The sequence below is a fragment of the Litoreibacter ascidiaceicola genome, from assembly GCF_900129235.1.
Taxonomy (GTDB): Bacteria; Pseudomonadota; Alphaproteobacteria; order Rhodobacterales; family Rhodobacteraceae; genus Litoreibacter; species Litoreibacter ascidiaceicola.
The window spans coordinates 176,978-202,894 of record NZ_FQUV01000005.1; the positions used below are offsets into that span (position 1 = coordinate 176,978).

The following is a 25,917-nucleotide window of genomic DNA, read 5'->3' on the forward strand; positions in this document are numbered from 1 at the left end:
CATCAGACATAACACGCAGGGCTTTGGCAATAGCTTGCGACCTAGCTGCGAAGCTTGCCTAGCCCCGTCAGGATCGGGCAGTCCGGCCGCCCGTCTCCGGCGCAGTCGCGCACAAGGTCGCCCAGCGTGTCCCGCATGGATTGCAAGTCGGCGATCTTGCGGTCGATTTCGTCCAAATGCTCGCCCGCGATCCGCTTCACATCAGAGCTGGCCCGCGACTGATCCTCCCAAAGAGCCAGCAGCGCGCGGCAGTTTTCGATGGTGAAACCCAGTGCGCGCGCACGACTCAGGAAGGTCAGCTTATGCAAGTCGTTTTCGCCAAACGCACGATAGCCGTTCCCGTCACGTGCCGGACGGATCAACTTGATATCTTCGTAATACCGTATCGTTTTTGCCGGCAGCCCTGCGCGCTCGGCCACTTCACCGATGTTCATTCAAGCACCTCCCATCCGGCGCAGCCGAAGCGCGTTGCTCACCACGAAAACGCTCGACAATGCCATCGCGCCAGCGGCCAACATAGGCGACAGGAGGATGCCCCAGATTGGATAAAGCACTCCCGCTGCGACAGGAATGAGAGCCGTGTTATAGGCGAAAGCCCAGAACAGGTTCTGGCGAATATTGCCCATGGTCTTGCCACTCATCTCAACCGCTCGCAGCACGCCTGACAACTCGCCAGACATCAGCACGACATCTGCGGTCTCAATCGCCACATCCGTTCCGGTTCCTACCGCAATGCCGACGTCAGCCGCTGCCAAAGCCGGAGCGTCATTGATGCCGTCCCCGACAAAAGCCAATGTCCCTTCGCCTTTCAAATCTGCCACCGCGTCCGCCTTGCCATCGGGCATGACTCCAGCGACGACCTTTTCAATACCTAACTCGCGCGCGACAGCCTTGGCGGTGTGAACGGTGTCGCCGGTTATCATGGCGACCTTAATGCCTCTTTGGGCCAGTTTAGACACGAGTTCGGCAGCCTCTGGCTTTATTGGATCTGCGACCGCAATGACGCCCGCAAGCACGCCATCGATGGCGACAAACACGGGGGTCTTGGCTTCGTTTGCCCACCGGTCGGCCTGTGTCGCAAGGTCGCCCAAAGCAATGCCTTCTTTGGCCATAAGCCGGTCGGCACCCACCAACACGTCGTTTTTTCCAACACGCGCACGTAGCCCTAACCCCGTGATCGAGGCGAACTCCGAAGCGGTCGGAATGCTCACCCCGCGCGCCTCGGCCTCGCGCACGATCGCGGCAGAAATCGGGTGTTCGGACAAGGCTTCTACCGCCGCAACTTGTGCCAGAACAATTGCCTCGACATGCCCTTCTGAGACCACGAAATCAGTCAACTCGGGTCGGCCCATGGTCAGCGTGCCGGTTTTGTCGAATGCGATTGTTTTCACCTGTGACAGGGTCTGCAAGGCAGAGCCCTTGCGGAATAAAACCCCAAGCTCCGCCGCGCGACCCGTTCCGACCATCACCGACGTCGGTGTCGCCAATCCCATGGCACAGGGACACGCCACGATCAGGACGGAAACGCCAGCAACCAACGCATGAGCAAGAGTCGGCCCGAAGCTGAGCCACACAAGAACCGTAACAGTGGCCGCGAGCAGCACCGCAGGCACGAACCAACGCACGACCTGATCAACAACCGCTTGAATAGGCAGTTTGGCACCTTGCGCTTGTTCAACCATGCGCACGATGCCCGCCAGAACCGTGTCGCCCCCGACAGCGGTGGCCTTCACCTGCAACGCACCCGTGCCATTCACAGTACCACCAATCACCGCATCCCCTGTGCGATGTTCCACCGGAACAGGCTCCCCCGTAACCATGCTTTCATCCACGAATGACTGCCCATCGACAATCTCGCCATCCACCGCGACTCGCTCACCGGGGCGTACCAGAACGACATCCCCTTTCGTAATCTCGGCGATTGGCACTTCAACCCAATCCCCGTCCCGCCGCACATCCGCAACCGAGGGTTGCAGACCCAGAAGCGACTTGATCGCGGACCCGGTCTGCGCTTTCGCACGGGCCTCAAGCCAGCGACCGAACAGGATCAACGTCACGATGACCGCCGCCGCTTCGAAATAGACGGCGCGGCTTCCGGCAGGTAGCAGCGTTGGCGCGAATAGCGCGACGGATGAAAACAACCAAGCCGCGGATGTGCCAAGAGCAACAAGCGCATTCATCTCGGGTGCGCCGCGTAACAGCGCTGGAAACCCGTCCCGCAAGAACCGCCGTCCGGGCCACAGCAATACCGCCGTCGCCAGAACCCATTGCAAAAGCCAACTTGTCTGTTGCCCGATAGTGCGCTCGACCAAATCAGCCATGCCCGGGATGAGATGCCCGCCCATTTCAATAACAAACACCGGCAGGGTCAGCGCTGCAGCGATCAGGGTGTCGCGCCGCAATGTGTCCGCTTCGGCGTCATGCTTGTTCTCAGATGTCGGCGAGGTGCTGTCTGCGTCCAATGGCAACGCGGCATATCCCGTGTCGGTGATCGCACGAGCAACGTCTTCCCGCGTTATGCTGCCTTTCAGCCATGTCACCGTGGCTGTAGCATTTGCCAAATTGACCGAAGCATCAACGACGCCAGACAGGCCTTTTGCCCCGCGTTCAGCCCGACCAACACAGGACGCGCAGGACAGGCCGTCGACGGAAAACCGCGCCTCCTCCGTCACAGCCGGATAGCCAGCGTTGCTCAACGCTTGCACCAGAGCCTCGGCATTTGCGCCATCCGCATCGACTTCGGCGCGCGAGGTGGCCAGATTGACGGCGGCAGACGCCACGCCTTGCACCGCTTGCAACGCGCGCTCGGCCCTCCCCACGCATGACGCGCAGGACAGGCCTTCTATTTCGAAAGACAGATGAGTAGCCGTGGGCATGGAACAAGCCTCTGAATGTGTCAGTGACTCGTTATATGGGGCTTCCAGCTACTGGAAGGTCAACCCCTCAGGATGTTTTAGATATCCCGTCAGCAGAAAAGACGTGAAGCCGCTCCGGAACCGCGGTGAATTGCAACGTATCGCCATGCGCCTGCGTTGGCGGTGTTTCCATCTTGGCGATGAACTCCGATCCGGCAGGGGAAATTAGGTGAGCCAGCGCGTATTCGCCCAACTGCTCAACCAGCTCCAGCTTGCCAGACACAAGGGCGGAGCCTGCGTCGCATTCGATCAGGTGTTCAGGGCGAATGCCTAACGTGTCACCATCCACAAAGACCGACGGGCGGGAGCCGGCGACCACATCGGCCGCAACGAAGAAGTTCATTTGAGGGCTACCGATGAACTGCGCGACAAAGGCATTCGCAGGGCGCTCGTACAACTCGATGGGCGAGCCGACCTGCTCGATCATACCATCACGCAAAACAACGATCTTATCGGCCAAAGTCATCGCTTCGACTTGGTCGTGTGTCACGTAAATCATCGTCGACTTGAGACGCTCGTGCAGACGTGCAATCTCCAAACGCGTTTGCACACGCAAGGACGCGTCAAGGTTCGAGAGCGGCTCGTCAAACAGGAACACTTCCGGGTCGCGCACAATCGCACGGCCAATGGCCACCCGTTGGCGCTGACCACCCGACAAATTACGCGGGCTACGTTCCAAGTAGTCTGTGATTTGCAGCACTTCAGCAGCGGACCGGACGCGACGGTCGATTTCGTCCTGAGGCGTCTTCGCCTGCTGAAGACCAAACGCCATATTCTTGTAAACCGTCATATGCGGGTAAAGCGCATAGGTTTGGAACACCATGGCCACACCTCGCTTGGAAGGTGCCACTTCGTTCACGACGCGGTCACCAATGGCAACCGTCCCGTCTGAAATGTCCTCCAGACCGGCAATCATGCGAAGCAAGGTGGACTTGCCACAGCCTGACGGACCGACAAATACAACGAACTCGCCGTCATTAATATCCAGATCGACGCCATGCATAACTTGCACGTCGCCATAGCGTTTCACCAAATTGCGAATGGTTACACCGGCCATGTTAGCTCCATTTCTTTGATCGCGCCGCGCAGGGCGTTGGAGAAGTCTTGGAAGCGGTCAGGTAGATCCGCCCAAAGAAGCTTCGAAGTACAAAAAGCGTCCAGCCCTGCATCCCCTTGGAGCATGTCTTCCAAAGTGGCCCAGCTGGGTTCGAGATACGTAAAAGGTATGGTTCCTGCCGCCACGTGCTTGGCGAAAACATACCAGCTTGCAACCGACCGAAGTCCGGCGTCGGGTGTGAACCCTTGGGCGAAACATTCTTCAAGCGTCGGTCGGATGAAAATAGGAAACTTCGCCATGCCATCCGCGCAAATACGCGAGATGGAATCCGCGATCGCGGCATTGCCGAAACGATCTGCAATGCTTTGAAGATATTCCGCACGGTCGAAAGGCAGATCAAGCGTAAGGGCTGGTAGGACCTCGTCACGTTCATAGGCCCAGAAATGGGCGTTCAGCTCAGGGTCCCGCATCGCGGCATCGAAGGTCTCCAGACCACGCAACGCCGCAAAATATGTCAGGCAGGTATGTCCCCCGTTCAGGATACGGATTTTGGCTTCTTCATAAGGGTGAACATTCTTTGTCACCGTAACGCCAACCGCAGCCAGATCGGGCATTTCGCTGGCAAAATCGTCCTCCAGAACCCACTGCACGAAGGATTCCGCAATCACCGGTGCGGCCCCGTCACGGCCGAACAATGCGCGGGTTTCAGCCTCAAGATCGGGGCTGCTACGCGGTGTAATCCGGTCGACCATTGAACACGGGAACGTCACGTTTTGTTGTACCCAATTTGCCAGATCGGCATCCCCAAGCAGGGTCAGGTACTGCTTGAAATTGGCCCCCAGCTTCGTGCCGTTCTCACGGATATTGTCGCAGCACAAAACAGTAATCGCTTGACCGCCTGCGGCTTTCCGCGCCTTCAAGGCAGCGGTCAGATAGGCGTAAACAGACACAGATTTACCGCCTGAAATCTCGGATACGATCGTCGGGTCTTCGGGGTTCAGCGCACCAGAATCGTCAGTGTAATAGCCGCTTTCGGTGACCGTGATTGTCACGGCATGAACTGTGGGCAGCGCCAATAGTGCCTCGGCGGTGGCCGCGTTTTTGCTCCAGTCCTCAAAAGCGACATGCGCGCGGACTTTACGAAACGAAACCTGCCCGTCGGGCGAGATAGACTTGATCACGTAGCCATCAGCATCAGCACTATGCTGCGCAAAAGCGTCTGCCTCGGCTGCACGTAGATTGACAGCGGCGATGCCCCAGCGGAGATCGCTCGTCTCCTCCATCATGTCGTCTATATACATCGACTGGTGCGCACGGTGAAACGCGCCGAAGCCCAAATGCACTATACCAATTGAACAGGCTTTCCTGTCATAGTTGGTGGCATACAGGGCTTTATGGCTCGGCTTGTTCATGACGCGCGTGTCCCTTTGGAAGCCAATTCGTGACGCGCAAAGTCGCGATACGCCGACGGGGTCATTTCCTTCATCTTCAGGAACTGGCGGTTAAAATTGGCAAGGTTCTGAAACCCCACATCATAGCAAATCGCCGAAATCGGCTCGTCCGTTGCATAAAGCATACCGCATGCCTGCCCGATGCGAACGCGGTTCACAAACTCGACAAACCGGTGGCCCGTCACGGCTTGGAAGTTTCGCGAAAATGAAGTGGTGCTCATGCCAGCTTTCTGAGCTGCCAAATCAACAGAAATATCGTCGGCGAAATTCTTGACGATGTGATTGATCACCTCCGCGATGCGTGTTTGTTTGCTGCCGCCTTCCGGCTGCACAATTTTCATCACCGACAGCGCTTTCTTTTCCGCGTGCTCGTTAACGCGAATAAGGAACCTGAGAAGTGCTACAATACGTTCCGGCCCTTTGGAATCGCGGATCGCCTCAAGATGGCCCTTCGCAAAGGTCGGGTTGAAGCCGACAAATTCGATGCCCGATTGGGCAAGGGTCAACATCGGGCGCAGATCCAGAAACTCCGGAAAGGCGGTTGCAAGGCGGTCCAAACTGCTTTGGCTGAATTGCACCATCATGTCGCGGACATTGACCGGATCGCTGTAGACCTCGTCCGTGATCCAGTTATGCGGCAGGTTTGGGCCTGTCAGGAACAGACTCCCCGGATTGAAGTCGCCGATATAGTCGCCAACAAAGGCTTTGCCACGCGTCGCGGTAATCAAATGCAGCTCGTACTCACGGTGGCTGTGCCAACGGCACAGTTCCGTGGGCCAGCCATGCTCAAGATAGCGAACGCTCTCTATCGCACGGTCAACAACTTCGATTTCCGGTTGGATAATCGACATTACTTCACCGCCCCGAACGTCAGGCCTTGGACCAATTGCTTTTGCGCCATCCAGCCAAAGACCACAATCGGTGCGCAGGCCAGTGTCGATACGGCTGAAACCTTCGCCCAGAACAGTCCCTCAGGCGCTTGGAAGGAGGCCACGAAGGCAGTCAGGGTGCTGGCATCAGTGGTGGTAAGAACAATCGACCAGAAAGCTTCATTCCAGCACAAGATGATGGATAGCAACGCCGTCGAAGCGATCCCGCCCCATGCCAGTGGTAGGACGATCTGGCGAATTTCGTTGAAGGTCGACGTCCCGTCCATCCGCGAGGCTTCCAAAATCTCTTTCGGGATTTCGCGGAAGTAGTTGAACAGGATCAACATCACAATCGGCAGGTTCATCATCGCATAGATAACAACCAGCAGAGTACGCGTATCAAACAGGTCAAACTTCTGCGCCAGAAAGTAAATCGGCATCATCACGCCAACCGCAGGCAGCATCTTTGTGGAAAGCATCCACATCAACACATCCTTGGTGCGATGCGTTGTGTTGAACGCCATGGAATAGGCCGACGGAATGGCGATCAGCAGCGCCAGCAAGGTGCCGCCAAAGGCCGTGATGATCGAGTTCATGGCGAACTTGAAGTAGTTCGTGCGTTCTTGAATCTCCAGATAGTTTTCCAGCGTCGGCTCGAAGATCAGAAGTGGCGGGACCTGAATGGCCTGTCCTTCCGTCTTGAGGCTGGTGAGAACCATCCAGAAGATCGGAAAGAAGAACACGAGGGCGGCGATCCATGCAGCCGTAACAGCGGCGCGGTCGATCCAGATTTGGCGTTGTCTATCGGTCATGTTCACACCGTCAATGTTTTGCCAACGGCGCGGATCAGGAAGAGCGCGACAATGTTGGCGAGAATGATTGCAAAGACACCACCGGCAGATGCGACGCCCACGTCAAAGGCTTGCTGCGACTGGATGTAGATCAGATAGGTCAGGTTCGTTGACGAAACGCCCGGACCGCCGGAGGTGGTCACGAATATCTCGGCAAAGATCGACAGATGGAAGATCATCTGGATCAGCAGCACGATGGAAATCGGGCGGGCAAGATGCGGCAGCGTCAGGTTCCAGAACTGGGACCAGAAGCCGGCGCCATCCAAGGTGGCCGCCTCCTTCTGCTCTTGGTCTTGGGACTGAAGCGACGTCATGAAAATCAGGATAGCAAAGGGCGTCCACTGCCAGCTGACCATCAAAATGATCGAGAACAGCGGGTACTGGGCCAGCCACTCGACCGGCTCCAGACCAAAGGACTTTGAAAAGGCGGCGAACAACCCGTTGTTCGGATCCATCAGCATGTTCTTCCAGACCAATGCCGACACGGTTGGCATGATAAAGAACGGCGAGATCAGCATAACACGGGCAATCCCGCGACCACGGAACGGGCGGTCGATCAGGATCGAAATGGCAAGGCCAAGTACAATGGTAATGACCAGGACGGAGCCGACAAGAACCAGCGTATTAATCAGCGCCGGACCAAAGGACGGGTCGGTGGCGAAGAAGCGGTAGTTATCAAGGCCGATGAAACCAGTGCGCTCGGGGTACAGCAGGTTGTAGCGGATGGTCGAGAAATAGATCGTCATGCTCAGCGGGACGATCATCCACACCAGAAGCAAGATTACGCTCGGTGCCTGTAGCCATCTGACAAGTGTCGGATTCATGGAGTAGCCCCTTGGTTGGCAGTTCGATCAGAACGCGGTCGGCGTTCGAGAAACCAATTGTAGAGTAGAGTAATGCAGAATGGAGAGGTCGAAGCGGGCACCGAAGCGCCCGCCCCTAACAGTCAGCCTAGGCTTAGTAGTAGCCGGCTTTCTTCATTTCGCGGTCTGCAGCAGCTTGGCCATTGGCCAGAGCTTCTTCAACCGTGATGTTGCCCGCAAGCGCATCGGTCATTTGCTGACCAACAGCTGTACCAATTGCTTGGAACTCGGGGATCGCAGCAAACTGAACACCAACATAAGGGGATGGGTTCATTGTGCTGTCTTCCGGGTTCGCAGACAGGATAGCTTTCAGCTCAGCTTCATCGAATGTTGCAGCTTCCTGGAACTTAGGGTTGTCGTAGGTGGACTGACGTGTGCCAGTCGGAACTGCGCCCCAACCGTTCTTAGAAGCAACAAGTTCGATATAGGACTTGGAAGTTGCCCACTCGATGAACTTTTTAGCATCTTCGCTTTGCTTGGTACCGGCAGGAACAGCCAGCGCCCATGCCCACAACCAGTTCGCGCCCTTGGTGGTCGCTTTTTGTGGCGATTGTGCGAAGGCGATCTTGTCAGCCACTTTGGACTGCGCAGGGTCGGTCACAAAGGACGCCGCGATAGTTGCGTCGATCCACATGCCGCATTTGCCTTCGTTCATCAAAGCAAGAATTTCGTTGAACGAGTTACCTTCGGAGCCGGGAGGGCCCGATTCGTTGAGCATCTCAACGTAGAAAGTGACTGCATCTTTCCAAGCGTCGGAATTCAGAGCAGGGGTCCAGTCTTCGTTGAACCATTGTGCGCCGAACGAGTTCGCCATGGTCGTCAGGAACGCCATGTTGTCACCCCAACCCGGCTTGCCGCGCAGACAGATGCCGTAGACGCCTTCGTCCTTGTTGGTGATCGCTTTAGCAACTTCGCGGATGTGATCCCAGCTCGGGTTATCCTCGATGGACATGCCAGCAGCTTCGACCAGGTCCTTGCGGTACATGATCATCGACGATTCACCGTAGAATGGTGCCGCGTACAGCTTGCCTTCGTGGCTCAGACCGCCACGCATCGCTGGCAGAATGTCTTCAACGTCGTACTCGGCGTCGAAAGTCAGCTCTTCCAACCAACCACGTGCACCCCAGATCGGAGCCTCGTACATGCCGATGGTCATAACGTCGAACTGGCCACCCTTGGTGGTGATGTCCGTCGTAACGCGGGAGCGCAGAGTGCCCTCGTCAAGCGTAACCCAGTTCAATGTGATGCCTGGATTCGCGGCTTCAAACTCTGGGGTGAATTTTTGCATTTCGACCATGTGGCCGTTGTTTACTGTGGCGATGGTAAGCTCGCCGGCGAATGCGGTCGTTGCACCGGCGACGCCGATGGCAAGACCCAACGCAGTATTGCGTAGAGATTTCATGTTATCCTCCCTGAAATCACGGTTTGCAGAATTCCGTAAACTAAGCTTGCTGCCCTTCTCGCTTCTCAGCCAATATCATTTCATCAACGACTGATACTTTTTACATAGAAACTGCCGCAAAATGCACTAATTATCGTCATAATAATACAATTCACACCTCGATCCGCTCCTAGAATATTAGCTTCGGCGAATCCCTCGGTCCGTTAAAGACTATCAGAAGTCTTACTAAGCACCACAGTAACTCTCTCAGAGTATTCGTTTAGAATTGGAATTCTCGCCACCGGCATCCTATTTTCAAACCAACGGAACGAAACACGAAGGATCTGCGCCATGAAATATGAAAAGACCGAAGAAGCGCTGGCGAAACTCACTGCCGAGCAATTTCGTGTAACGCAGGAAAGCGGCACGGAACGCGCCTTCACCGGAGAGCTGACCGACAACAAGGAGCCGGGGATCTATGTCGACATCGTTTCCGGCGAGCCACTATTCGCGTCGTCGGACAAATTCGAGTCCGGCTGCGGTTGGCCCAGTTTCACCAAGCCCATCGTCACCGACCACGTAACCGAACACCGCGACGCCTCTTTCGGCATGGTCCGCACAGAGGTCCGCTCGATGCACGGCGACAGTCACCTCGGGCACGTCTTCCCCGATGGCCCTGCCGACCGCGGCGGGTTGCGCTACTGCATCAACTCCGCCAGCCTGCGCTTCATTCATCGCGACGAGATGGAGAGCGAAGGCTATGGCGACCTTGTGAACCAAGTGGAGGAAATCGAATGACTGAACGCGCTGTTCTGGCCGGTGGCTGTTTTTGGGGCATGCAGGATTTGATCCGCAAGTTGCCCGGCGTTATCTCGACCCGCGTGGGCTACACTGGCGGCGATATCGAGAACGCCACCTACCGCAACCACGGCACTCACGCCGAAGGGATCGAAATTACTTTTGACCCCGAGTTGACAAGCTACCGCACGCTGCTCGAGTTCTTCTTCCAAATTCACGACCCGACAACACCCAACCGGCAAGGCAATGACCGTGGCATGTCCTACCGCTCTGCGATTTACTATGTCGACGATACGCAAAAAGACGTGGCACTCGACACGATCGCCGATGTCGACGCCTCCGGCCTCTGGCCTGCCAAGGTGGTGACAGAGGTGGAACCCGTCGGGGATTTCTGGGAAGCTGAGCCGGAGCATCAGGATTATCTGGAGCGAATCCCGAACGGGTACACATGCCACTTCGTGCGTCCGGACTGGGTTCTGCCACGTCGCGCAGCCGCCGAATAGCCAGAGGCATATGTGCGCGGCCTTATTTGCAAGGGCAACCGTCACTCCAGTCAACTTCTTACGCTGTCAGAATAATTTTTATTGTTGACCCTCACAAGATGTCACGACAGGCTGCACCCTAGGACCGCCAACGAGCGCCTACGGGGAAACAGTTGCCACAGACGACAGCACAAGCGAAAGCACGAAAACCGGCCGAAGGGCTGGGCCTGCGGATGCGCGCACAGCGGCATCGGTTGTCGATGACGTTGCAGCAGTTGTCAGTGACGTCAGGCGTCTCGGTCGGCTATCTAAGTCAGGTGGAGCGTGGCAACGCGACACCTACCTTGGGCACCCTCACTCAAATCGCACAGGCTTTGGAGGTGGATGCCGGTTATTTTGTCCGCCCGCCCCGCGCCGTCGATAGTCTGACCCGCGGCGCAGGCCGGCCCAAATTCGCGGTGGCAGGGTCCTCCATTGAATACGAGCAAATCGGCGCGGAACGCGCGGGGCACGAACTGACATCCTTTGTGATGAACGTCCCCCCGGGATACGAATCCGAGGTGGTCACCCATATCGGCGAGGAAATCATCTACATCCTTGAGGGTGAGATTTCACAAATGGTCGGCGAGCGGGAATACCTGATGGGTGTGGGTGACAGCCTGCACTATCTTGGGTCGACCCCGCATTGCTGGTCCAACAAGACATCCCGGCTCGCCCGCATTTTGTGGGTGGGCCGGATGCAATACGATAAGTCCGGCGAGATCGGACAACTAGAGGCCACGCAACAAGAAATCACGCGTGAGATGTTACCACTCAGGCCTTGAAACCCATCACCATCAGCGGCATCGATAGGTCGCTGACCACATCAAGTCGTCAACTAGGAGAGAAAAACTGATGTCTTTTAACAAAATCATGGCCACTGGGCTGTTGCTGAGCACGCTGGGCGTGTCGGCGCAGGCGCAATCGCTGGTCTATTGCTCGGAAGGCTCGCCCGAAGGCTTTGACCCGGCGCTGTATACCGCTGGCACCACCTTCGATGCGTCCAGCCACCCGATCTACAACCGCTTGGCGGAATTCAAGGTTGGCACCACAGAAACCGTCCCTGCTTTGGCTGAAAGCTGGGAAGTGTCCGAAGACGGCAAAACGGTAACCTTCAAGCTGCGCAAGGGCGTGAAGTTTCACTCCAACGCGCAGTTCACACCAACGCGTGATTTCAACGCGGATGACGTGATTTTCAGCTTTGACCGTCAAGGCAACGCGGAAAACCCTTACAATCAGGTTTCCGGCGGCACGTGGGAATATTTCGGCGGCATGTCCATGCCTGACCTGATCGAGAGCATTGAGAAGGTTGACGACTATACGGTCGCCTTCAACCTGACCCGTCCCGAAGCGCCAATCATCGCCAACATGGCAATGGATTTCGCCTCCATCGTGTCCAAGGAATATGCGGACGCCATGCTCGAAGCCGGCACGCCCGAGATGCTGAACCAAGCACCAATCGGCACTGGCCCGTTCGCGTTCCAAGCGTATCAAAAAGATGCGGTCATCCGCTATCTGCGCAACGACGACTACTGGGGCGACAAAGCCAAGGTTGAAAGCCTGATCTTCGCGATCACGCCTGACGCCTCCGTGCGCTTCCAGAAGGTGCAAGCGGGCGAATGCCACGTAATGGCCTATCCAAACCCGGCAGATGTCCAGTCGATGAAAGACGACAGTGACATCGTGGTGATGGAGCAGGAAGGCCTGAACGTCGGCTATCTCGCATACAACACCCAAGTCGCGCCTTTCGATAACCCCAAGGTCCGCAAGGCCCTGAACATGGCGATCGACAAGCAAGCGATCATCGACGTGGTCTTCCAAGGCTCTGGCCAGATCGCCAAGAACCCGATCCCGCCGACCATGTGGTCCTACAACGACGCGATCGAAGACGATAACTACGACCCCGAAGCCGCGAAAGCTGCGCTCGAGGCCGAAGGTGTCTCTGATCTGTCGATGAAGATCTGGGCGATGCCGGTTCAGCGTCCCTACAACCCGAACGCCCGCCGCATGGCCGAGCTGATGCAGGAAGATTTCTCCAAGGTCGGCGTGAACGTGGAGATCGTGTCCTACGAATGGGGCGAGTATCTTGAGCGCTCCAAAGCCAAGGACCGTGACGGTGCGGTTCTGCTGGGCTGGACCGGTGACAACGGCGATCCGGATAACTTCCTCGCAGTTCTGCTGGGCTGTGACGGCGTAGAGAAATCCAACCGCGCACAATGGTGCAACGAGGAATTCGATGCGATCATCCAGAAAGCCAAAGTTCTGCCAACTCAGGCAGAGCGTGCGAAGCTCTACGAAGAGGCACAAGTCATCTTCAAAGATCAAGCACCTTGGGCCACAATCGCGCACTCGGTTGTCTACATGACCATGCGTCCGGAAGTTGAAGGCTATGTCGTGCACCCGCTGGGCGGCCACATCTTCAACCAAGTCGGCCTGTCGCAATAAGCGGCTGATAGACCTGAGGGGCGGCGCAGCATGTGCCGCCCCTTCCATATTTTGCGAATTTTAAGGCGCACCACCTCATGCCCCCATCACTAGAACAGCGTCTTTCTGAGTATGCCGGTGTTGCCGCCGATCTGGGCGTGGATGCCGTGGCATTGGTGCCCGGCCCTAATTTTACCCGCGCAATAGACCAAAGCTTCATGAGCCACGAACGACCGTTTCTGCTGGTTATTCCCGCCGACAAACCCGCCGCCGCCTTGGTGCCGAATCTTGAGCTGGGCAGCTGGAACCAGGTGGGGTTTGGCGGCGCCGTGTTCGATTGGCGCGACCAGACGGGTTATGCTGACGCCTTCGCCGCACTGGTTGACCACTTGGGCATCTCATCTCTGGCTGTCGAAGGGCAAGTGATGCGCGTGTTCGTGCACCATGCCCTGATCGCCGCGCAATCATCGCTGAAAATCACCGACGCGGAACGCGAAATTTCCGGCCTGCGCATGATCAAGACCCCTCAAGATATTGCTGCGATGCAGGACGCCATTGATATATCAGAGCGCGCGTTGCACCGGACTTTGGACAGCGTCAGGTTGGGCCAATCCGAAAAACAAATCGAACAGATGCTCATCAAAACGCTGTTTGACGAAGGTGCTGATGATCTGGCCTTCAACCCGATTGTGGTCGCCGGAGACGGCACCGCCATGCCCCACGCCCACGCGCGTCATGACTACAAGGTCAAAGCGGGCGACGCCCTGCTGATCGACTTCGGCGCGCGCAAGAACGGATTTGCCGCCGACATAACGCGCACGGTGTTTCTTGATCATGTCTCAGACGAAGGGCGCGCGGTCTACGACACGGTGCTACAGGCCAATCTGGCCGGCTTGGCCGTCACCCGCGCAGGTGTCACCGCCCACGAGGTTGATGACGTTGTGACCAGCGTGCTTGAAGCCTCGCCCTATGCTGACCGGATCCGCACCAAAACCGGACACGGGCTCGGCCGCGACGTACATGAAGCCCCTTACATCATGCGCGGCAACCACATGACGTTACCCGCCGGAACCGTTTACACCAACGAGCCCGGTTTATATCAGATCGGCAACTTCGGCGTGCGCATCGAAGACGATGTGCTTATAACCGAAGATGGCTACCAAACCCTGACCCATTTCCCCAAAGAATTGATGGTGATTTCGTGCTGAATTATGCCCTAAGCCGCCTGCTTACCTTCATTCCCACCTTCATCGGGGTGACGTTGATCTCGTTCAGCTTCATTCGCGCCCTGCCGGGGGACCCCATTCAGGTCATGGCGGGCGAGCGCGGCATATCAGACGAACGCTACGCCGAGCTGGCCAAACAGTTTGGCTATGACCGCCCGATCTATGTGCAATTCTGGGAATACCTGACAGGTGTTTTGCAAGGTGATCTGGGCAACTCCTTCGTGACCAAGCGTCCCGTCTGGGATGAATTCTTCGCGCTCTTCCCTGCAACACTGGAACTCTCAATATGCGCCATGATCTTCGCCGTGGCGCTGGGCCTGCCTGCCGGGGTGATCGCCGCCGTTAACCGCGGCAAGTTCTTCGACCGCGCGCTGATGTCGACCGCCCTTGTCGGCTATTCGATGCCAATCTTCTGGTGGGCCTTGCTGCTGATCATCGTGTTCTCGGGCAACCTGCAATGGACGCCTGTGTCAGGGCGCATTGATTTGCTCTACTACTTCCCCGACCCGACGGGCTTCATGATCATCGACAGCCTCGCCTCGGGCCAGAAGGGCGCGTTCGTCTCGGCGCTGCGCCACCTTATCCTGCCCACAATCGTGCTGGGCACGATCCCCTTGGCGGTGATCGCCCGCCAAACCCGTTCCGCGATGCTGGAGGTCTTGGGCGAGGACTATATCCGCACCGCCCGCGCCAAGGGCATGTCGCCCGGTCGGATCAACGGCATTCACGCGTTACGCAACGCGCTGATCCCTGTGATCACCGTGATTGGCCTGTCGGTTGGCACATTGCTGGCAGGCGCGATCCTGACCGAAACGATCTTCAGCTGGCCGGGCATCGGCAAGTGGATGGTCGATAGTATTTTCCGGCGTGATTATCCCGTGGTGCAAGGCGGCCTGCTGCTGATTGCCGTGATGGTGATGATCGTAAACCTTACCGTTGATATGCTCTACGGCGTCATCAACCCCAAGATCAGGAAGCGCTAGGATGGACGACGCACTCTCAGCCGAAGCAGAGATGGTTCAGGACCGCCCGGGCCGCCTGCGTGAATTCTGGTTTTACTTCCGCGAGAACCGCGGCGCGGTCATCGGCCTATGGATATTCGCGATATTCGCGTTCCTCGCCTTCTTCGGGCCGTGGATTGCACCGCATGATGCAACAGCCCAATACCGCGCCGCGACCTTGCAACCCCCCGTCTGGCAGGACGGCGGATCATGGACCCATATCCTCGGCACCGACCCGTTGGGCCGCGATATGCTGTCCCGTCTGATCGTCGGCGCGCGCTACTCGTTCTTTGTCGGGGTCGTTGTTGTCAGCATCGCCGCCACCGGCGGCATCATCATCGGGCTTATCGCCGGCTTCGCTCCCAAATGGGTCGACAGCATCATCATGCGCATCATGGATATCGTGCTGGCCTTCCCGTCGCTGCTGCTGGCGCTGGTGCTGGTGGCCATTCTGGGGCCGTCGCTGACCAACGCGATGATCGCCATCGCCATCGTGCTGCAACCGCATTACGTGCGTCTGACCCGCGCCAGCGTGTTGTCGGAGCGGCAGAAGGACTACGTGGTCTCCGCCCGCGTCGCAGGCGCCGGAATATTCCGGCTGATGTTCATCACCGTGCTGCCCAACTGTCTGGCGCCGATTATCGTGCAGGCCGCACTATCTTTCTCAACCGCCATTCTGGACGCCGCCGCCCTCGGCTTTCTGGGAATGGGCGCACAACCACCCACACCGGAATGGGGCACCATGCTGGCCGAAGCCCGAGAGTTCATCTTGCGCGCGTGGTGGGTTGTCACCTTCCCCGGCCTCGCCATTCTTGTGACCGTTCTGGCCATCAACCTGATGGGCGACGGGCTGCGTGACGCGCTTGATCCGAAACTGAAGCGGAGCTAGGCCGATGACCCTTTTGCATATCAGAAACCTAAGCGTCGACTTCGCCACCGCCTCCGGCCAGTTCCGCGCGGTGGACGGCGTCGATCAGGACGTCAACGAAAGCGAAATTCTCGCCATCGTCGGCGAAAGCGGCTCCGGCAAGTCGGTGTCCATGCTCGCCGTGATGGGCCTGCTGCCATGGACCGCGACCGTCACCGCGGACGAGCTGACCTTTGACGGGCAAGACCTGCTGACAATGGAGCCGCGGGCACGCCGCAAAATCGTCGGCAAGGATCTCGCGATGATCTTTCAGGAGCCGATGTCGTCGCTAAACCCCTGTTTCACCGTAGGGTGGCAAATCCGCGAGGCGCTTCGGGTGCATCTGGGCATGGGCCGCCGCGAGCGGCAGGCCCGCGCGATCGAGTTGTTCGAACAGGTCGGCATTCCCGACCCCGAAAAACGTCTGTCCGCTTTTCCGCACCAGATGTCCGGCGGCATGAACCAGCGCGTGATGATCGCCATGGCAATCGCCTGCAAACCCAAGCTGCTGATCGCCGACGAGCCGACAACAGCGCTCGACGTGACCATTCAGGCGCAAATTCTGGACCTTCTCGCGTCACTGCGCGACGAAACCGGCATGGGTCTGGTGCTGATCACCCACGACATGGGAGTGGTCGCCGAAACGGCCGAACGCGTCAGCGTGCAATATGCGGGCCAGAAGATCGAAGAGCAGCCCGTCGTGCCCCTGTTCGAGACACCGCATCACCCCTACACCTCCGCGCTGTTGGACGCCTTGCCGGAACGCGCGACTGAAAAGCGGTTGCCAACAATCCCCGGCGTGGTCCCCGGTCAGTTCGACCGTCCGGCGGGCTGCCTGTTTTCGCCGCGCTGCCAGTTTGCCAATGCAAAATGCAAGGCCGAAGCCCCGCGCCCGTCAAGCATCGAATTGGGCCACGCACGGTGCTTCTACCCATTGAATTCGAACGAGAGGGCGGCGTCATGACAGACCCGGTGATGACAGCAACCGCGCTTGAGCGGCATTACGAAGTTAGCAGCGGATTGTTTCGCGCCTCACGCACCTTGAAGGCCGTGGCCGGTGTCGAGTTCGCGCTCTACCCCGGCAAAACCCTTGCGGTGGTTGGAGAAAGTGGCTGTGGCAAGTCCACACTGGCCCGCATGGTCACGATGATCGAAGAGCCGACCGCCGGGTCTTTGACCTTGGACGGCAAACCCGTCGTTCCCGAAGACTGGGCCTCCTTGCGCAAATCGGTGCAAATCGTGTTTCAAGACCCCTACGGGTCGCTGAACCCGCGCCAACGCATTGGCACCATTCTAGAGGAACCGCTGAAGATCAACCGCCCCGACATGAGCAACACCGAACGCACTGCCAAAGCGCGCGAGATGCTGGGGCTGGTGGGCCTGCGACCCGAGCATTTCGACCGCTACCCCCACATGTTTTCCGGCGGCCAACGCCAAAGAATCGCGATTGCCCGTGCTCTGATGCTGGATCCGAAAGTGCTCGTGCTGGACGAACCTGTCTCCGCGCTGGACCTGTCCATCCAAAGCTCGGTCCTGAACCTGTTGGTGGACCTGCAAGAGCGGCTGCAACTGGCCTATCTGTTTATCTCTCACGATCTAAGCGTGGTGAAGCATGTCGCCGACGAGGTGATCGTCATGTATTTGGGCCGCGCCGTCGAAAAGGGCAGCCGTGATGCCGTGTTTGCAACGCCGTTTCACCCCTATACCAAGGCGCTTCTCTCCGCGACGCCGCAAGCCGATCCACGGGCGAAAAAGGAACGGATCAAGCTGGACGGGGAGCTGCCTTCGCCATTGGCTATTCCGGACGGATGTCCCTTCGCGCCACGATGCTGGAAGGTGCAGGACAAATGCCGCGCAACGCGCCCTGCATTGTCTGGCGACGCCCATTCAGCGGCCTGCTTCTTCCCGGAAAACAGCCCGACCTAAGCGCCGGAAATTCGGGTATTCATCGCCGGGAAATGGTGCCCCAAGACGGACTCGAACCGCCGACCTTGTCCTTACGAAGGACCTGCTCTACCAGCTGAGCTATTGGGGCTTCGGCGCGGGAATTAGCACCCTGTGCGCGACGGGGAAAGTCTTAATTTGCCTTCGCGGCGTCTTCGTCCTTGGCAGGCTCGTCATCAAGTTTCACCACGATGACCTCGTGATCCGGAACGATTTCTGCATCCTCGGCCTCCACAGTGTCGGACTTGTCCTGCAAGGCCCCGACAATCAGCGGCAGCATAGCGGTTCCCGCAGGCATCGACACCGACGTCTCCGGCGCCTCCGCCCAGCTTAGCGTATCAAGGCTACCACAGTTGGAACAGGTCGGCGCCCATGCAGGATGCACGGTCTGGCAGTTCTGGCAGACCCATTGTGGGCCACGCGGCGCGGATAGCGCACGGGTCAACCACCCCCGCACGACAGCATCGTCAGAGCCTTCGCCACGCTCGATCGCGGCCATTATAGTCAACGACCGCGCGGTCGCAGCGGTTTCGGCCAGATCACCGACGGCGCGCCGCGCTTCAGGGAAATTCTCGGCCGCGATGTTCAACTCGGCCAGAAGCATCTTGGTTTCAGGATGGTCAGGCTGCGCCCGCGTCAACGCGGTGAAGCGCTTGATCCGTGCCTCAGGCGTCTCGTCCGGGACGATCTCGGCAAAGACCGCGGCCAGATCCGGATGCGGTTGCGCGGCCCATGATTTCTTGATGACGCGGGTGGCATATTTGGGTTTGCCCTGTTCGATATAGCCACGTGCAGCAAGTACCGCCGCAGGGATCAAATCGGGGGACAGACGGTTCGCCTCAATCGCGGTTTCCCGCGCTTCAATGCTGGACCCTTCAGCCAGAATTTCTTTCGCCTCGGACAGCGCCAGAACCGCATCTCGGCGGCGATGCACATCGCGCGGCAAGCTCCCGTGCTTGAGTTTGGCATTCAGCGTCTTGCGCGCGCCGGACCAGTCTTCGGTCTTGGCTTGCAAACCAAGCAACACATTTTGAGTTTCTTCATGCTTCGGCTTCAAGGCAAACGCCTTTTCGGCCAGTTTCAGCGCCGTGTCCGTATCCCCTTCGGCCAGCTTCTGCTTCATAATCCCGCGCACACCCACAAAGCGGGTCCGCTCGTCCGTCAGCAGCCGCTTGTAAACTTCTTGCGCCTTCTTGGTGTCGCCCGCAGATTCAGCCGCTTGCGCGGTCAGCAGGTTGGTCAACTCAGGGCGGGCCAGATATTTCTCGGCCTTTGCCGCTTTCGCCATCGCGGTGCGGCCTTCGCCGGACGCCAGCGCCATTAGGCCATCGGCCAATGCCTCAAAGCCTTTCCGCTCGCGATTGCGGGTGAAGTAGCGGCTGATCGCCGTCTCGTCGCCATTGAGGAAATGGAAGGTCGCGTTCAAAAGTCCGAGGACTTTCAGCAACACCCAGAACCCTGCCAGCAGGGCCACAAGACCCAAGATCGCCATCAGCGGGCTTAAGGTAAATTCGGTATTCGCCACCGACACGCGGACCCCGCCGCTGGTTTCCAGCAACATACCCAAGCCCAGAGTGATCGCCACAATGACGCCCACAAACACCAGAATTTTCACGAGAGACCAAAGCATATAACTATCCTAATTCGCGTTCAGCGCGTCTGAGAGGCTGTCGAAAGCGGCAAGGGCATCGCGGCGCGTCACGGCGGCGCTTGCCCAGTCCTGAAGTTCGGCTTTGCCCGCGTCCGGCAAGGCGTCAATGGTTGCCAACGCTGCGTCCAGATCCCCCGCCTTGGTGGCGGCTTCAGCACGCGACAGCACGGCATCAGGGTCATCCCCTTCGCGCGGTGTCAACGAGCGCGCGCCAAGCTGGTCTTTCAGGAAAAACGTCAACCGTTCCGTCGGCGTATCACCTGCCGTTGCTTTCAGCGATGCGGACAACGCCGCACGAGCGCCCACGGCGAACTGGTCTTCCAGCGCCTTGGCGGTGGGAACTCCGGTCTCGGCATTGGCGGCCAGAACCTCCGGCACTTCTGTGGCTGCGGCAATTTCCGGCACGATCGGGGCATACGGCGCTCCTGTGGTCAAAGCCGTCCGCAAGGCGTTCAATGCACCGCGTGCTTTCGCGCGGGCTTCGGCCTGTGCCGCGTTTTCCTGCTGGGCTTGCGCGGCCGCGATCTGGCCCTGAGTCAGCTCCCGCATCTGCGCAAGGCTCGCTTCGAGCGTCTCCATCTCGGCGCGTTGCGCGTCCAGCTTGGCCTGTACATCCGCCGGCAGTGGCGCCACCGGCGCGGTTGTCGGCAATTCGTCAATGCGGGCGCTTAAGGCTGCGCGGGCTTCCGCATCACCGGCTTGAGCAGTGTCCAACGCAGCTTGCAATGTGGTAATGGTTTCGGATTGCTGGGCAATCATCGCCTCTAACACGCTATCACCACCGCCGCCAAAAACCGGCCATTCAGCCGCTTTGAAATAGATCGCGCCGCCAAAACCGATTAACGCAGCCAGCGCGCCCCCAAGCAGGGCAGACCAGAAGCCGCCCCGTTTTTCGACCACAGTGACCGGTGTCGGCATGGGTGCCGGAACAGGGTCTTCCGAAGAACTGCCGGCCTCGGGCTCGTCCACGGGCTTGGCACCTTCACCATCCTTGGCAGCGCCCTCGTCAACGACTTCGCCGTCAACCACCACCTCGCGGTGGGTTTCCACCGCTGGCAACTGGTCTGGCGTCTTGTCGTCTGGGGTATCCGTCGCATCGTCCTCGCCCAGACGCACACCCTCAACCTTGGTGTCGGCCATCGCGGCGTCCAGTTCGTCGAACTCCGCACCTTTCACCACGCCGGAAATAGCACCGGCTTTTGACGACGACGCTTTGCTGTCGGTCGCGTCTGTCTTGGGCGGAGTGTTTTTCTTTCGGGCCAAGGCGCGTATTCCTTTTCACTTCAATCGCGCGCGGCGACTCTCTTGGGTCACCGCCACACCCGACCTTAAACCAACAACTTACCCGCTCTCAAGCAGAACACCTAGCTTCGACGGGCTTCAATGGCGTGTAACATCGCCACGCCATCGGGCGCGTCCGCCACACAGGCCACCTGCAACCCCGCGCCTACGGCAACATCAGCCGCGGCTTGGCTGATAACGATCACGTCCAGCGCCGCCTTTTCAGTGCCGTTCAACTGTTTCGCAAACAATGCGGCACTTCGCGGGGAAAACAGCGGGACAATGAGCTTACCCTCTGCGCCCAACGCCTTCCGCGCATCGTCCGATAGCGGCAATGGCCGTTGTTCGTAAGTTATCAAGGGTATCGACGGCATGATCAGATCCCCCGCAACGTGCCGCCCGCGAGAGTGAACCAGCCGCAAACCTTCGGCACGGTCGGACAGTAAAGCATTCAGGTCATGCAGGTCCCCGTCCGCGCTTTCCGCCTCGAATCCGGCGTCACGCGCCTCTTGCGCGGTGCGCTCCCCCACGCAAAACGCCAATCCGCGCCAAGCCGAGCCACGTACAAACCCGCGCACCCCATTTTCCGATGTGAACACCATTGCCTCAGGCGGCGTGTCCAGCGGCTCGGGGTTCAGAAAAACCGTTTCCATCAGTGGTGACAAAATCACCGGTGCTGCCAGATCGGCGGCAAAACGCTCCCCCGCAGCTTTGGGACGGGTCAGTAAGACGGTGGCTGGGATTGTCTGTGTCATGGCAAAGGTGTTACCCGTTGCAAAAGCCCCGCACAACAGGCCCGACCCTTGGCGCAAACCCTCACCATCCTTGGCATTGAAAGCAGCTGCGACGACACCGCCGCCGCCGTGGTGCGTCATATCGTTGGCCAGCCGCCTGAAATCCTTTCGAACGAGGTCTTCGGCCAGACCGACCTGCACGCCGATTTCGGCGGCGTGGTCCCCGAAATCGCCGCCCGCGCCCATGCGGAGAAGCTGGATGTCATGGTGGAGGCGGCTTTGACGACCTCCGGCTTGACCCTCTCGGATATGGACGCCATCGCCGTCACCGCAGGCCCCGGCCTCATCGGCGGTGTCATGTCCGGTGTGATGTGCGCCAAGGGGCTGGCCGCGGGATCCGGCAAGCCGCTGATCGGGGTGAACCACCTCGCTGGCCACGCCCTGACCCCGCGCCTGACTGATCAGCTGGAGTTCCCTTATCTGATGCTCCTCGTCTCCGGCGGGCATTGTCAGTTCCTGATCGCGCATTCCGCCACCAAATTCCAACGCCTCGGCGGCACCATCGACGACGCACCGGGCGAAGCGTTCGACAAGGTCGCCAAGCTCATCGGTCTGCCGCAACCCGGCGGGCCATCTATTGAGCAGGCCGCAAAGGACGGCGACCCCAAGTCCCACAAGCTGCCCCGCCCCCTGCTGGACCGCGACGGCTGCGATATGTCCTTCTCCGGCCTCAAAACCGCAACCCTGCGCGCCCGCGATGCGCTGATCGCGGCACAAGGCGGGCTGCACCCGCAAGACCAAGCCAACCTGTCTGCCAGCTTCCAAGCCGCCGTGACCGACGTGCTGACTGAAAAAACCCGCCGCGCCTTGGCCCAATACCTTGAACTCGAACCAAAGACCCCCGCCATCGCCGTCGCCGGTGGAGTCGCCGCGAACCAGTCCATCCGCGCCAGCCTGTCCGACTTGGCCGACCAGCATAACGTCCGCTTCACCGCCCCGCCGCTGAAGCTGTGCACCGACAATGCCGCGATGATCGCATGGGCGGGGTTGGAGCGCTTCCGTCTCGGCCTGATCGACGACCTGACCCTCACCGCGCGGCCCCGCTGGCCGCTGGACACCGCCGCCCCTGCCATGCTGGGCTCCGGTAAAAAAGGAGCGAAAGCATGACCAAAATCACCGTCGCAGGCGCAGGCGCGTTCGGCTCCGCCCTAGCTGTCGCCTTGGACATGGCAGGCCGCGAGGTCACGCTTGTGGGCCGCAATGTCGACGCCTTCCAGACCAGTCGCGACAACCCGCGCCTGAAAGGTGTGCCGATCCCGCAAAGCATTACCCTCACGACCGAGCTGAACGTCACCCAAGACGACCTGCTACTACTCGCCGTCCCGATGCAGGCCATGTCGGGCTATCTGGAAGACACCAAGCCCAAGCCCAAGGCCGCCATCGCGTGTAGCAAGGGCGTCGACCTCGCCACCGGGCGCGGCCCGACGGCGATCATCAACGACCTGCTAGACGTGCCGTCCGCCATCCTCACCGGCCCCAGCTTCGCCGCCGACATCGCCCGCGGCCTGCCCACCGCGCTGGTCATCGCCACCGAAAGCGACTTGGGCGAGGAGTTGCAAGAAACCCTCTCGACCGATACCCTGCGCCTCTATCTATCCCACGACCCCATCGGTGCGGAACTGGGTGGCGCGTTGAAAAACGTCATCGCCATCGCCTGCGGCATCTGCATCGGCGCGGGTCTTGGCGAAAGCGCGCGCGCCGCGCTGATGACACGCGGCATGGCCGAAATGCTGCGTATGGCCGTTGCCATGGGGGCCAAGCCTGAAACACTTGCGGGCCTCGCGGGTTTCGGCGATCTGGCGCTCACCTGCACGTCCGAGCAATCCCGTAACTTCAAATTCGGCCTGTCCCTTGGTGGAAAAGGCCCTGCCCCGACGGCCACCACCGAAGGCCGCCACACCGCCCGCGCCATCGTGAAGCTGGCCGAGGCCAAAGGCGTAGATATGCCCATCGCCAAAATGGTCGCCGGAGTGGTAGAAGAGAAACTGACACTGGAACAAGCGGTTTCGATGCTGCTGTCCCGACCGCTGACAAAGGAATGGCCCTATGCTTATCGCGCTGATCTGCACCGATAAACCCGACCACCTCGACACCCGCAAAGCAAACCGCGATGCACATGTGGCGTATCTGAAGGCCTCCGACTGCGTGAAGCAGGCGGGTCCCTTCCTTGACGAAAGCGGTGACATGTATGGCTCTCTCATCGTGCTGGACGTTGCCGATATGGATGCCGCCCACGCGTGGGCCGCTGCTGACCCATATGCGCAAGCGGGCCTGTTCTCCGAAGTGCGCCTTGAGCAGTGGAACAAGGTGATCGGCTGATGCGCTACTGGTTGTTCAAATCCGAGCCCTCCGTCTGGTCATGGAACGATCAGGTCGCCAAAGGCGACGCGGGCGAGGAATGGGACGGCGTGCGCAACTACCAAGCGCGCAACTTCATGCGGGAAATGAAACTCGGTGATCGCGGCTTCTTTTACCACTCCCAAAAGGACCGTGAAATCGTCGGCATCGTCGAGGTCTGCGCAGAGGCGCATCCCGACAGCACCACCGACGACGACCGCTGGGAGTGTGTGGACATCAAGGCGGTCAAGCCGCTGAGAAACGGCGTCACACTGGACCAGATCAAGGCCGACGGACGGCTTGACGATATGGTGCTGGTCAAAAACTCGCGCCTGTCGGTGCAACCCGTGACCGATGCCGAGTGGAAACTCGTCTGTGGGCTAGGCGGCCTGTAACCACCGCCCCCTAACACTTCGCCAGTGCTACCTCATCAAAGCCGCCTCGCAAGGCGAGCAGCGCGGTTTGTGTCATTCAAACCGCAAATAAATTGACGCGAATCTTTCATTGGTATACTAGAATACATCACGCAGTGGACGTGTTGTTAGGGTGGAGGAACCCGCCACAACGCAACTGCGAGAGAATCAAGACGATCAGGGAGGATCGAATGACATTTATTTCAAAGTTCAACACAGCCATGGCCGGTGCAGTGGTCGGCGGATGCCTTGCAGTCGCCGCGACAACAGCAAGCGCCGCGGAGCTGCGTGGCTGGAACATCCACGTCGAGGATTATCCGGTGTCCATCGCCATGGAATCCTTCATGGCCGAAGTGGCCGAGAAGACCGGCGGTGAAGTGACCGGCAAGATTTACCACAACGGCGTTCTGGGCAACCAACCGGACGCCATCGAGCAGATCCGCCTTGGTGTGATCGACTTTGGTGAATTCAGCCTTGGGCCAATGGGCCAGTCTGTACCGGAAACCAACGTCGTTTCCCTGCCCTTCATCTTCAAAAGCATCCCGCAGATGTACAAGCTGATGGACGGCGAAGTCGGCGCGGCAATCGGCGAAGGCATGATGGCCAAGGGCATGGTGCCACTGGGATGGTATGATGCGGGCGCACGCTCCTTCTACAACTCCAAGACACCGATCAACACGCCAGCCGACGTCACCGGTCTCAAGGTCCGCGTCATGAGCAACGACCTGTTCGTGAAAATGGTCGAATCCATGGACGGCAACGCAACACCAATGGCGTTCGGCGAAGTCTACCAGTCGATCAAAACCGGCGTTGTAGACGGCGCGGAAAACAACCCGCCCTCCTACGAGTCGACCAACCACTTCGAGGTCGCCAAATACTACTCGCTGACCGAGCACCTGATCATCCCCGAATGCCTGTGCATGAGCTTGAAGACTTGGGAAAAGATGACCCCGGAGCAGCAGGCCATCCTGAAAGAAGCCGGCCAGAAAAGCGCCAATTTGCAGCGTGAACTGTGGCAGGCGCGTGAAGCGGCAAGCATGGAGAAAGTCCAGGCAGGCGGCACGATCGTGAACACCATTGCAGACAAAGCGCCATTTCAGGCGGCAATGGCCCCTGTCTACGACAGCTTCCTTGCGGCAAATCCTGACCTGACCGATCTGGTCAACATGATCCGCAACGCAGACTAATGTGACATGAACAACGAAAGGCCCGCTGCTTCCTTTGGACAGCGGG

25 protein-coding genes and 1 tRNA gene are annotated in these 25,917 nt (G+C 59.0%); 14 read left to right on the forward strand and 12 right to left on the reverse strand.

Annotated features, from left to right (window positions below; translation table 11 throughout):
* Nucleotides 1-41 precede the first annotated feature (41 nt).
* From cueR to BUB72_RS11910, 8 genes are all read right to left on the reverse strand, one after another.
* Nucleotides 42-434 (reverse strand): Cu(I)-responsive transcriptional regulator, encoded by a 393-nt coding sequence (gene cueR, locus BUB72_RS11875; RefSeq protein ID WP_073144014.1) that lies wholly within the window; start codon nucleotides 432-434, stop codon nucleotides 42-44.
* The gene (locus BUB72_RS11880; RefSeq protein WP_073144015.1) at nucleotides 435-2,876 is read right to left on the reverse strand and encodes a heavy metal translocating P-type ATPase; all 2,442 of its coding nucleotides are present in this window, start codon (nucleotides 2,874-2,876) and stop codon (nucleotides 435-437) included.
* Between the two features lie 67 nt (nucleotides 2,877-2,943).
* Entirely contained in the window at nucleotides 2,944-3,972 is a 1,029-nt protein-coding gene (locus BUB72_RS11885) for an ABC transporter ATP-binding protein (RefSeq protein WP_073144016.1), read from the reverse strand.
* Nucleotides 3,960-5,384 (reverse strand): mannitol dehydrogenase family protein, encoded by a 1,425-nt coding sequence (locus tag BUB72_RS11890; RefSeq protein WP_073144017.1) that lies wholly within the window; start codon nucleotides 5,382-5,384, stop codon nucleotides 3,960-3,962. Before BUB72_RS11890 ends, BUB72_RS11885 begins: the two co-directional genes overlap by 13 nt.
* Complete coding sequence (locus BUB72_RS11895) at nucleotides 5,381-6,274, reverse strand: helix-turn-helix domain-containing protein (RefSeq protein WP_073144018.1); 894 nt, start codon at nucleotides 6,272-6,274, stop codon at nucleotides 5,381-5,383. The genes BUB72_RS11890 and BUB72_RS11895 overlap by 4 nt, the downstream gene beginning before the upstream one ends.
* Nucleotides 6,274-7,104: a carbohydrate ABC transporter permease gene (locus BUB72_RS11900; RefSeq protein WP_073144019.1), complete on the reverse strand. Its 831-nt coding sequence runs from the start codon at nucleotides 7,102-7,104 to the stop codon at nucleotides 6,274-6,276. Before BUB72_RS11900 ends, BUB72_RS11895 begins: the two co-directional genes overlap by 1 nt.
* 2 nt (nucleotides 7,105-7,106) lie before the next feature.
* Entirely contained in the window at nucleotides 7,107-7,967 is an 861-nt protein-coding gene (locus BUB72_RS11905) for a carbohydrate ABC transporter permease (protein WP_073144020.1), read from the reverse strand.
* Nucleotides 7,968-8,100: 133 nt separating this feature from the next.
* On the reverse strand, nucleotides 8,101-9,408 hold the full coding sequence (locus BUB72_RS11910; protein ID WP_083588645.1) for an ABC transporter substrate-binding protein: 1,308 nt from the start codon (nucleotides 9,406-9,408) through the stop codon (nucleotides 8,101-8,103).
* A gap of 330 nt (nucleotides 9,409-9,738) precedes the next feature.
* Here BUB72_RS11910 and msrB point away from each other — a divergent pair, with 330 nt between their 5' ends.
* From msrB to BUB72_RS11955, 9 genes are all read left to right on the forward strand, one after another.
* On the forward strand, nucleotides 9,739-10,185 hold the full coding sequence (gene msrB / locus BUB72_RS11915) for a peptide-methionine (R)-S-oxide reductase MsrB (RefSeq protein WP_073144022.1): 447 nt from the start codon (nucleotides 9,739-9,741) through the stop codon (nucleotides 10,183-10,185).
* Nucleotides 10,182-10,688, forward strand: coding sequence for a peptide-methionine (S)-S-oxide reductase MsrA (msrA, locus tag BUB72_RS11920; protein WP_073144024.1), 507 nt, complete (start codon nucleotides 10,182-10,184; stop codon nucleotides 10,686-10,688). The genes msrB and msrA overlap by 4 nt, the downstream gene beginning before the upstream one ends.
* A gap of 212 nt (nucleotides 10,689-10,900) precedes the next feature.
* Nucleotides 10,901-11,491, forward strand: coding sequence for a helix-turn-helix domain-containing protein (locus BUB72_RS11925; RefSeq protein WP_073144388.1), 591 nt, complete (start codon nucleotides 10,901-10,903; stop codon nucleotides 11,489-11,491).
* 70 nt (nucleotides 11,492-11,561) lie between these two features.
* On the forward strand, nucleotides 11,562-13,151 hold the full coding sequence (locus BUB72_RS11930) for an ABC transporter substrate-binding protein (protein ID WP_073144026.1): 1,590 nt from the start codon (nucleotides 11,562-11,564) through the stop codon (nucleotides 13,149-13,151).
* A gap of 77 nt (nucleotides 13,152-13,228) precedes the next feature.
* Nucleotides 13,229-14,338, forward strand: a complete 1,110-nt coding sequence (locus tag BUB72_RS11935) for a M24 family metallopeptidase (RefSeq protein ID WP_073144028.1) — start codon at nucleotides 13,229-13,231, stop codon at nucleotides 14,336-14,338.
* Nucleotides 14,332-15,339 carry an ABC transporter permease subunit gene (locus BUB72_RS11940; RefSeq protein ID WP_073144030.1) on the forward strand — a complete coding sequence of 336 codons (1,008 nt, stop codon included), beginning with the start codon at nucleotides 14,332-14,334 and terminating at the stop codon, nucleotides 15,337-15,339. Before BUB72_RS11935 ends, BUB72_RS11940 begins: the two co-directional genes overlap by 7 nt.
* Before the next feature lies 1 nt (nucleotide 15,340).
* Nucleotides 15,341-16,246, forward strand: coding sequence for an ABC transporter permease subunit (locus BUB72_RS11945; protein ID WP_073144032.1), 906 nt, complete (start codon nucleotides 15,341-15,343; stop codon nucleotides 16,244-16,246).
* Between the two features lie 4 nt (nucleotides 16,247-16,250).
* Nucleotides 16,251-17,228 (forward strand): ABC transporter ATP-binding protein, encoded by a 978-nt coding sequence (locus tag BUB72_RS11950; protein ID WP_073144034.1) that lies wholly within the window; start codon nucleotides 16,251-16,253, stop codon nucleotides 17,226-17,228.
* Nucleotides 17,225-18,190 (forward strand): ABC transporter ATP-binding protein, encoded by a 966-nt coding sequence (locus tag BUB72_RS11955; protein WP_073144037.1) that lies wholly within the window; start codon nucleotides 17,225-17,227, stop codon nucleotides 18,188-18,190. The genes BUB72_RS11950 and BUB72_RS11955 overlap by 4 nt, the downstream gene beginning before the upstream one ends.
* Before the next feature lie 33 nt (nucleotides 18,191-18,223).
* Here BUB72_RS11955 and BUB72_RS11960 read toward each other — a convergent pair.
* From BUB72_RS11960 to BUB72_RS11975, 4 genes are all read right to left on the reverse strand, one after another.
* Nucleotides 18,224-18,299 (reverse strand) — tRNA-Thr (locus BUB72_RS11960).
* A 42-nt stretch (nucleotides 18,300-18,341) separates the two neighbouring features.
* On the reverse strand, nucleotides 18,342-19,838 hold the full coding sequence (locus tag BUB72_RS11965) for a heme biosynthesis protein HemY (protein WP_073144039.1): 1,497 nt from the start codon (nucleotides 19,836-19,838) through the stop codon (nucleotides 18,342-18,344).
* Nucleotides 19,839-19,847: 9 nt separating this feature from the next.
* A complete protein-coding gene (locus BUB72_RS11970; RefSeq protein ID WP_073144041.1) occupies nucleotides 19,848-21,122 on the reverse strand; it encodes a COG4223 family protein in 1,275 nt (424 codons plus the stop codon).
* Between the two features lie 101 nt (nucleotides 21,123-21,223).
* On the reverse strand, nucleotides 21,224-21,895 hold the full coding sequence (locus BUB72_RS11975) for a uroporphyrinogen-III synthase (protein WP_073144390.1): 672 nt from the start codon (nucleotides 21,893-21,895) through the stop codon (nucleotides 21,224-21,226).
* 48 nt (nucleotides 21,896-21,943) lie between these two features.
* On the opposite strand from BUB72_RS11975, the gene tsaD reads away from it, so the two are divergent.
* The 5 genes from tsaD to BUB72_RS12000 all read left to right on the forward strand — a co-directional run bounded on the left by tsaD (nucleotide 21,944) and on the right by BUB72_RS12000 (nucleotide 25,871).
* Entirely contained in the window at nucleotides 21,944-23,041 is a 1,098-nt protein-coding gene (gene tsaD, locus BUB72_RS11980) for a tRNA (adenosine(37)-N6)-threonylcarbamoyltransferase complex transferase subunit TsaD (protein ID WP_073144043.1), read from the forward strand.
* On the forward strand, nucleotides 23,038-24,009 hold the full coding sequence (locus tag BUB72_RS11985; RefSeq protein ID WP_073144045.1) for an NAD(P)H-dependent glycerol-3-phosphate dehydrogenase: 972 nt from the start codon (nucleotides 23,038-23,040) through the stop codon (nucleotides 24,007-24,009). The genes tsaD and BUB72_RS11985 overlap by 4 nt, the downstream gene beginning before the upstream one ends.
* Nucleotides 23,981-24,253, forward strand: coding sequence for a YciI family protein (locus tag BUB72_RS11990; RefSeq protein WP_073144047.1), 273 nt, complete (start codon nucleotides 23,981-23,983; stop codon nucleotides 24,251-24,253). The genes BUB72_RS11985 and BUB72_RS11990 overlap by 29 nt, the downstream gene beginning before the upstream one ends.
* Nucleotides 24,253-24,666: an EVE domain-containing protein gene (locus BUB72_RS11995; RefSeq protein WP_073144048.1), complete on the forward strand. Its 414-nt coding sequence runs from the start codon at nucleotides 24,253-24,255 to the stop codon at nucleotides 24,664-24,666. Before BUB72_RS11990 ends, BUB72_RS11995 begins: the two co-directional genes overlap by 1 nt.
* A 209-nt stretch (nucleotides 24,667-24,875) precedes the next feature.
* Nucleotides 24,876-25,871, forward strand: a complete 996-nt coding sequence (locus BUB72_RS12000) for a TRAP transporter substrate-binding protein (RefSeq protein WP_073144049.1) — start codon at nucleotides 24,876-24,878, stop codon at nucleotides 25,869-25,871.
* The last annotated feature ends 46 nt before the right edge of the window (nucleotides 25,872-25,917 follow it).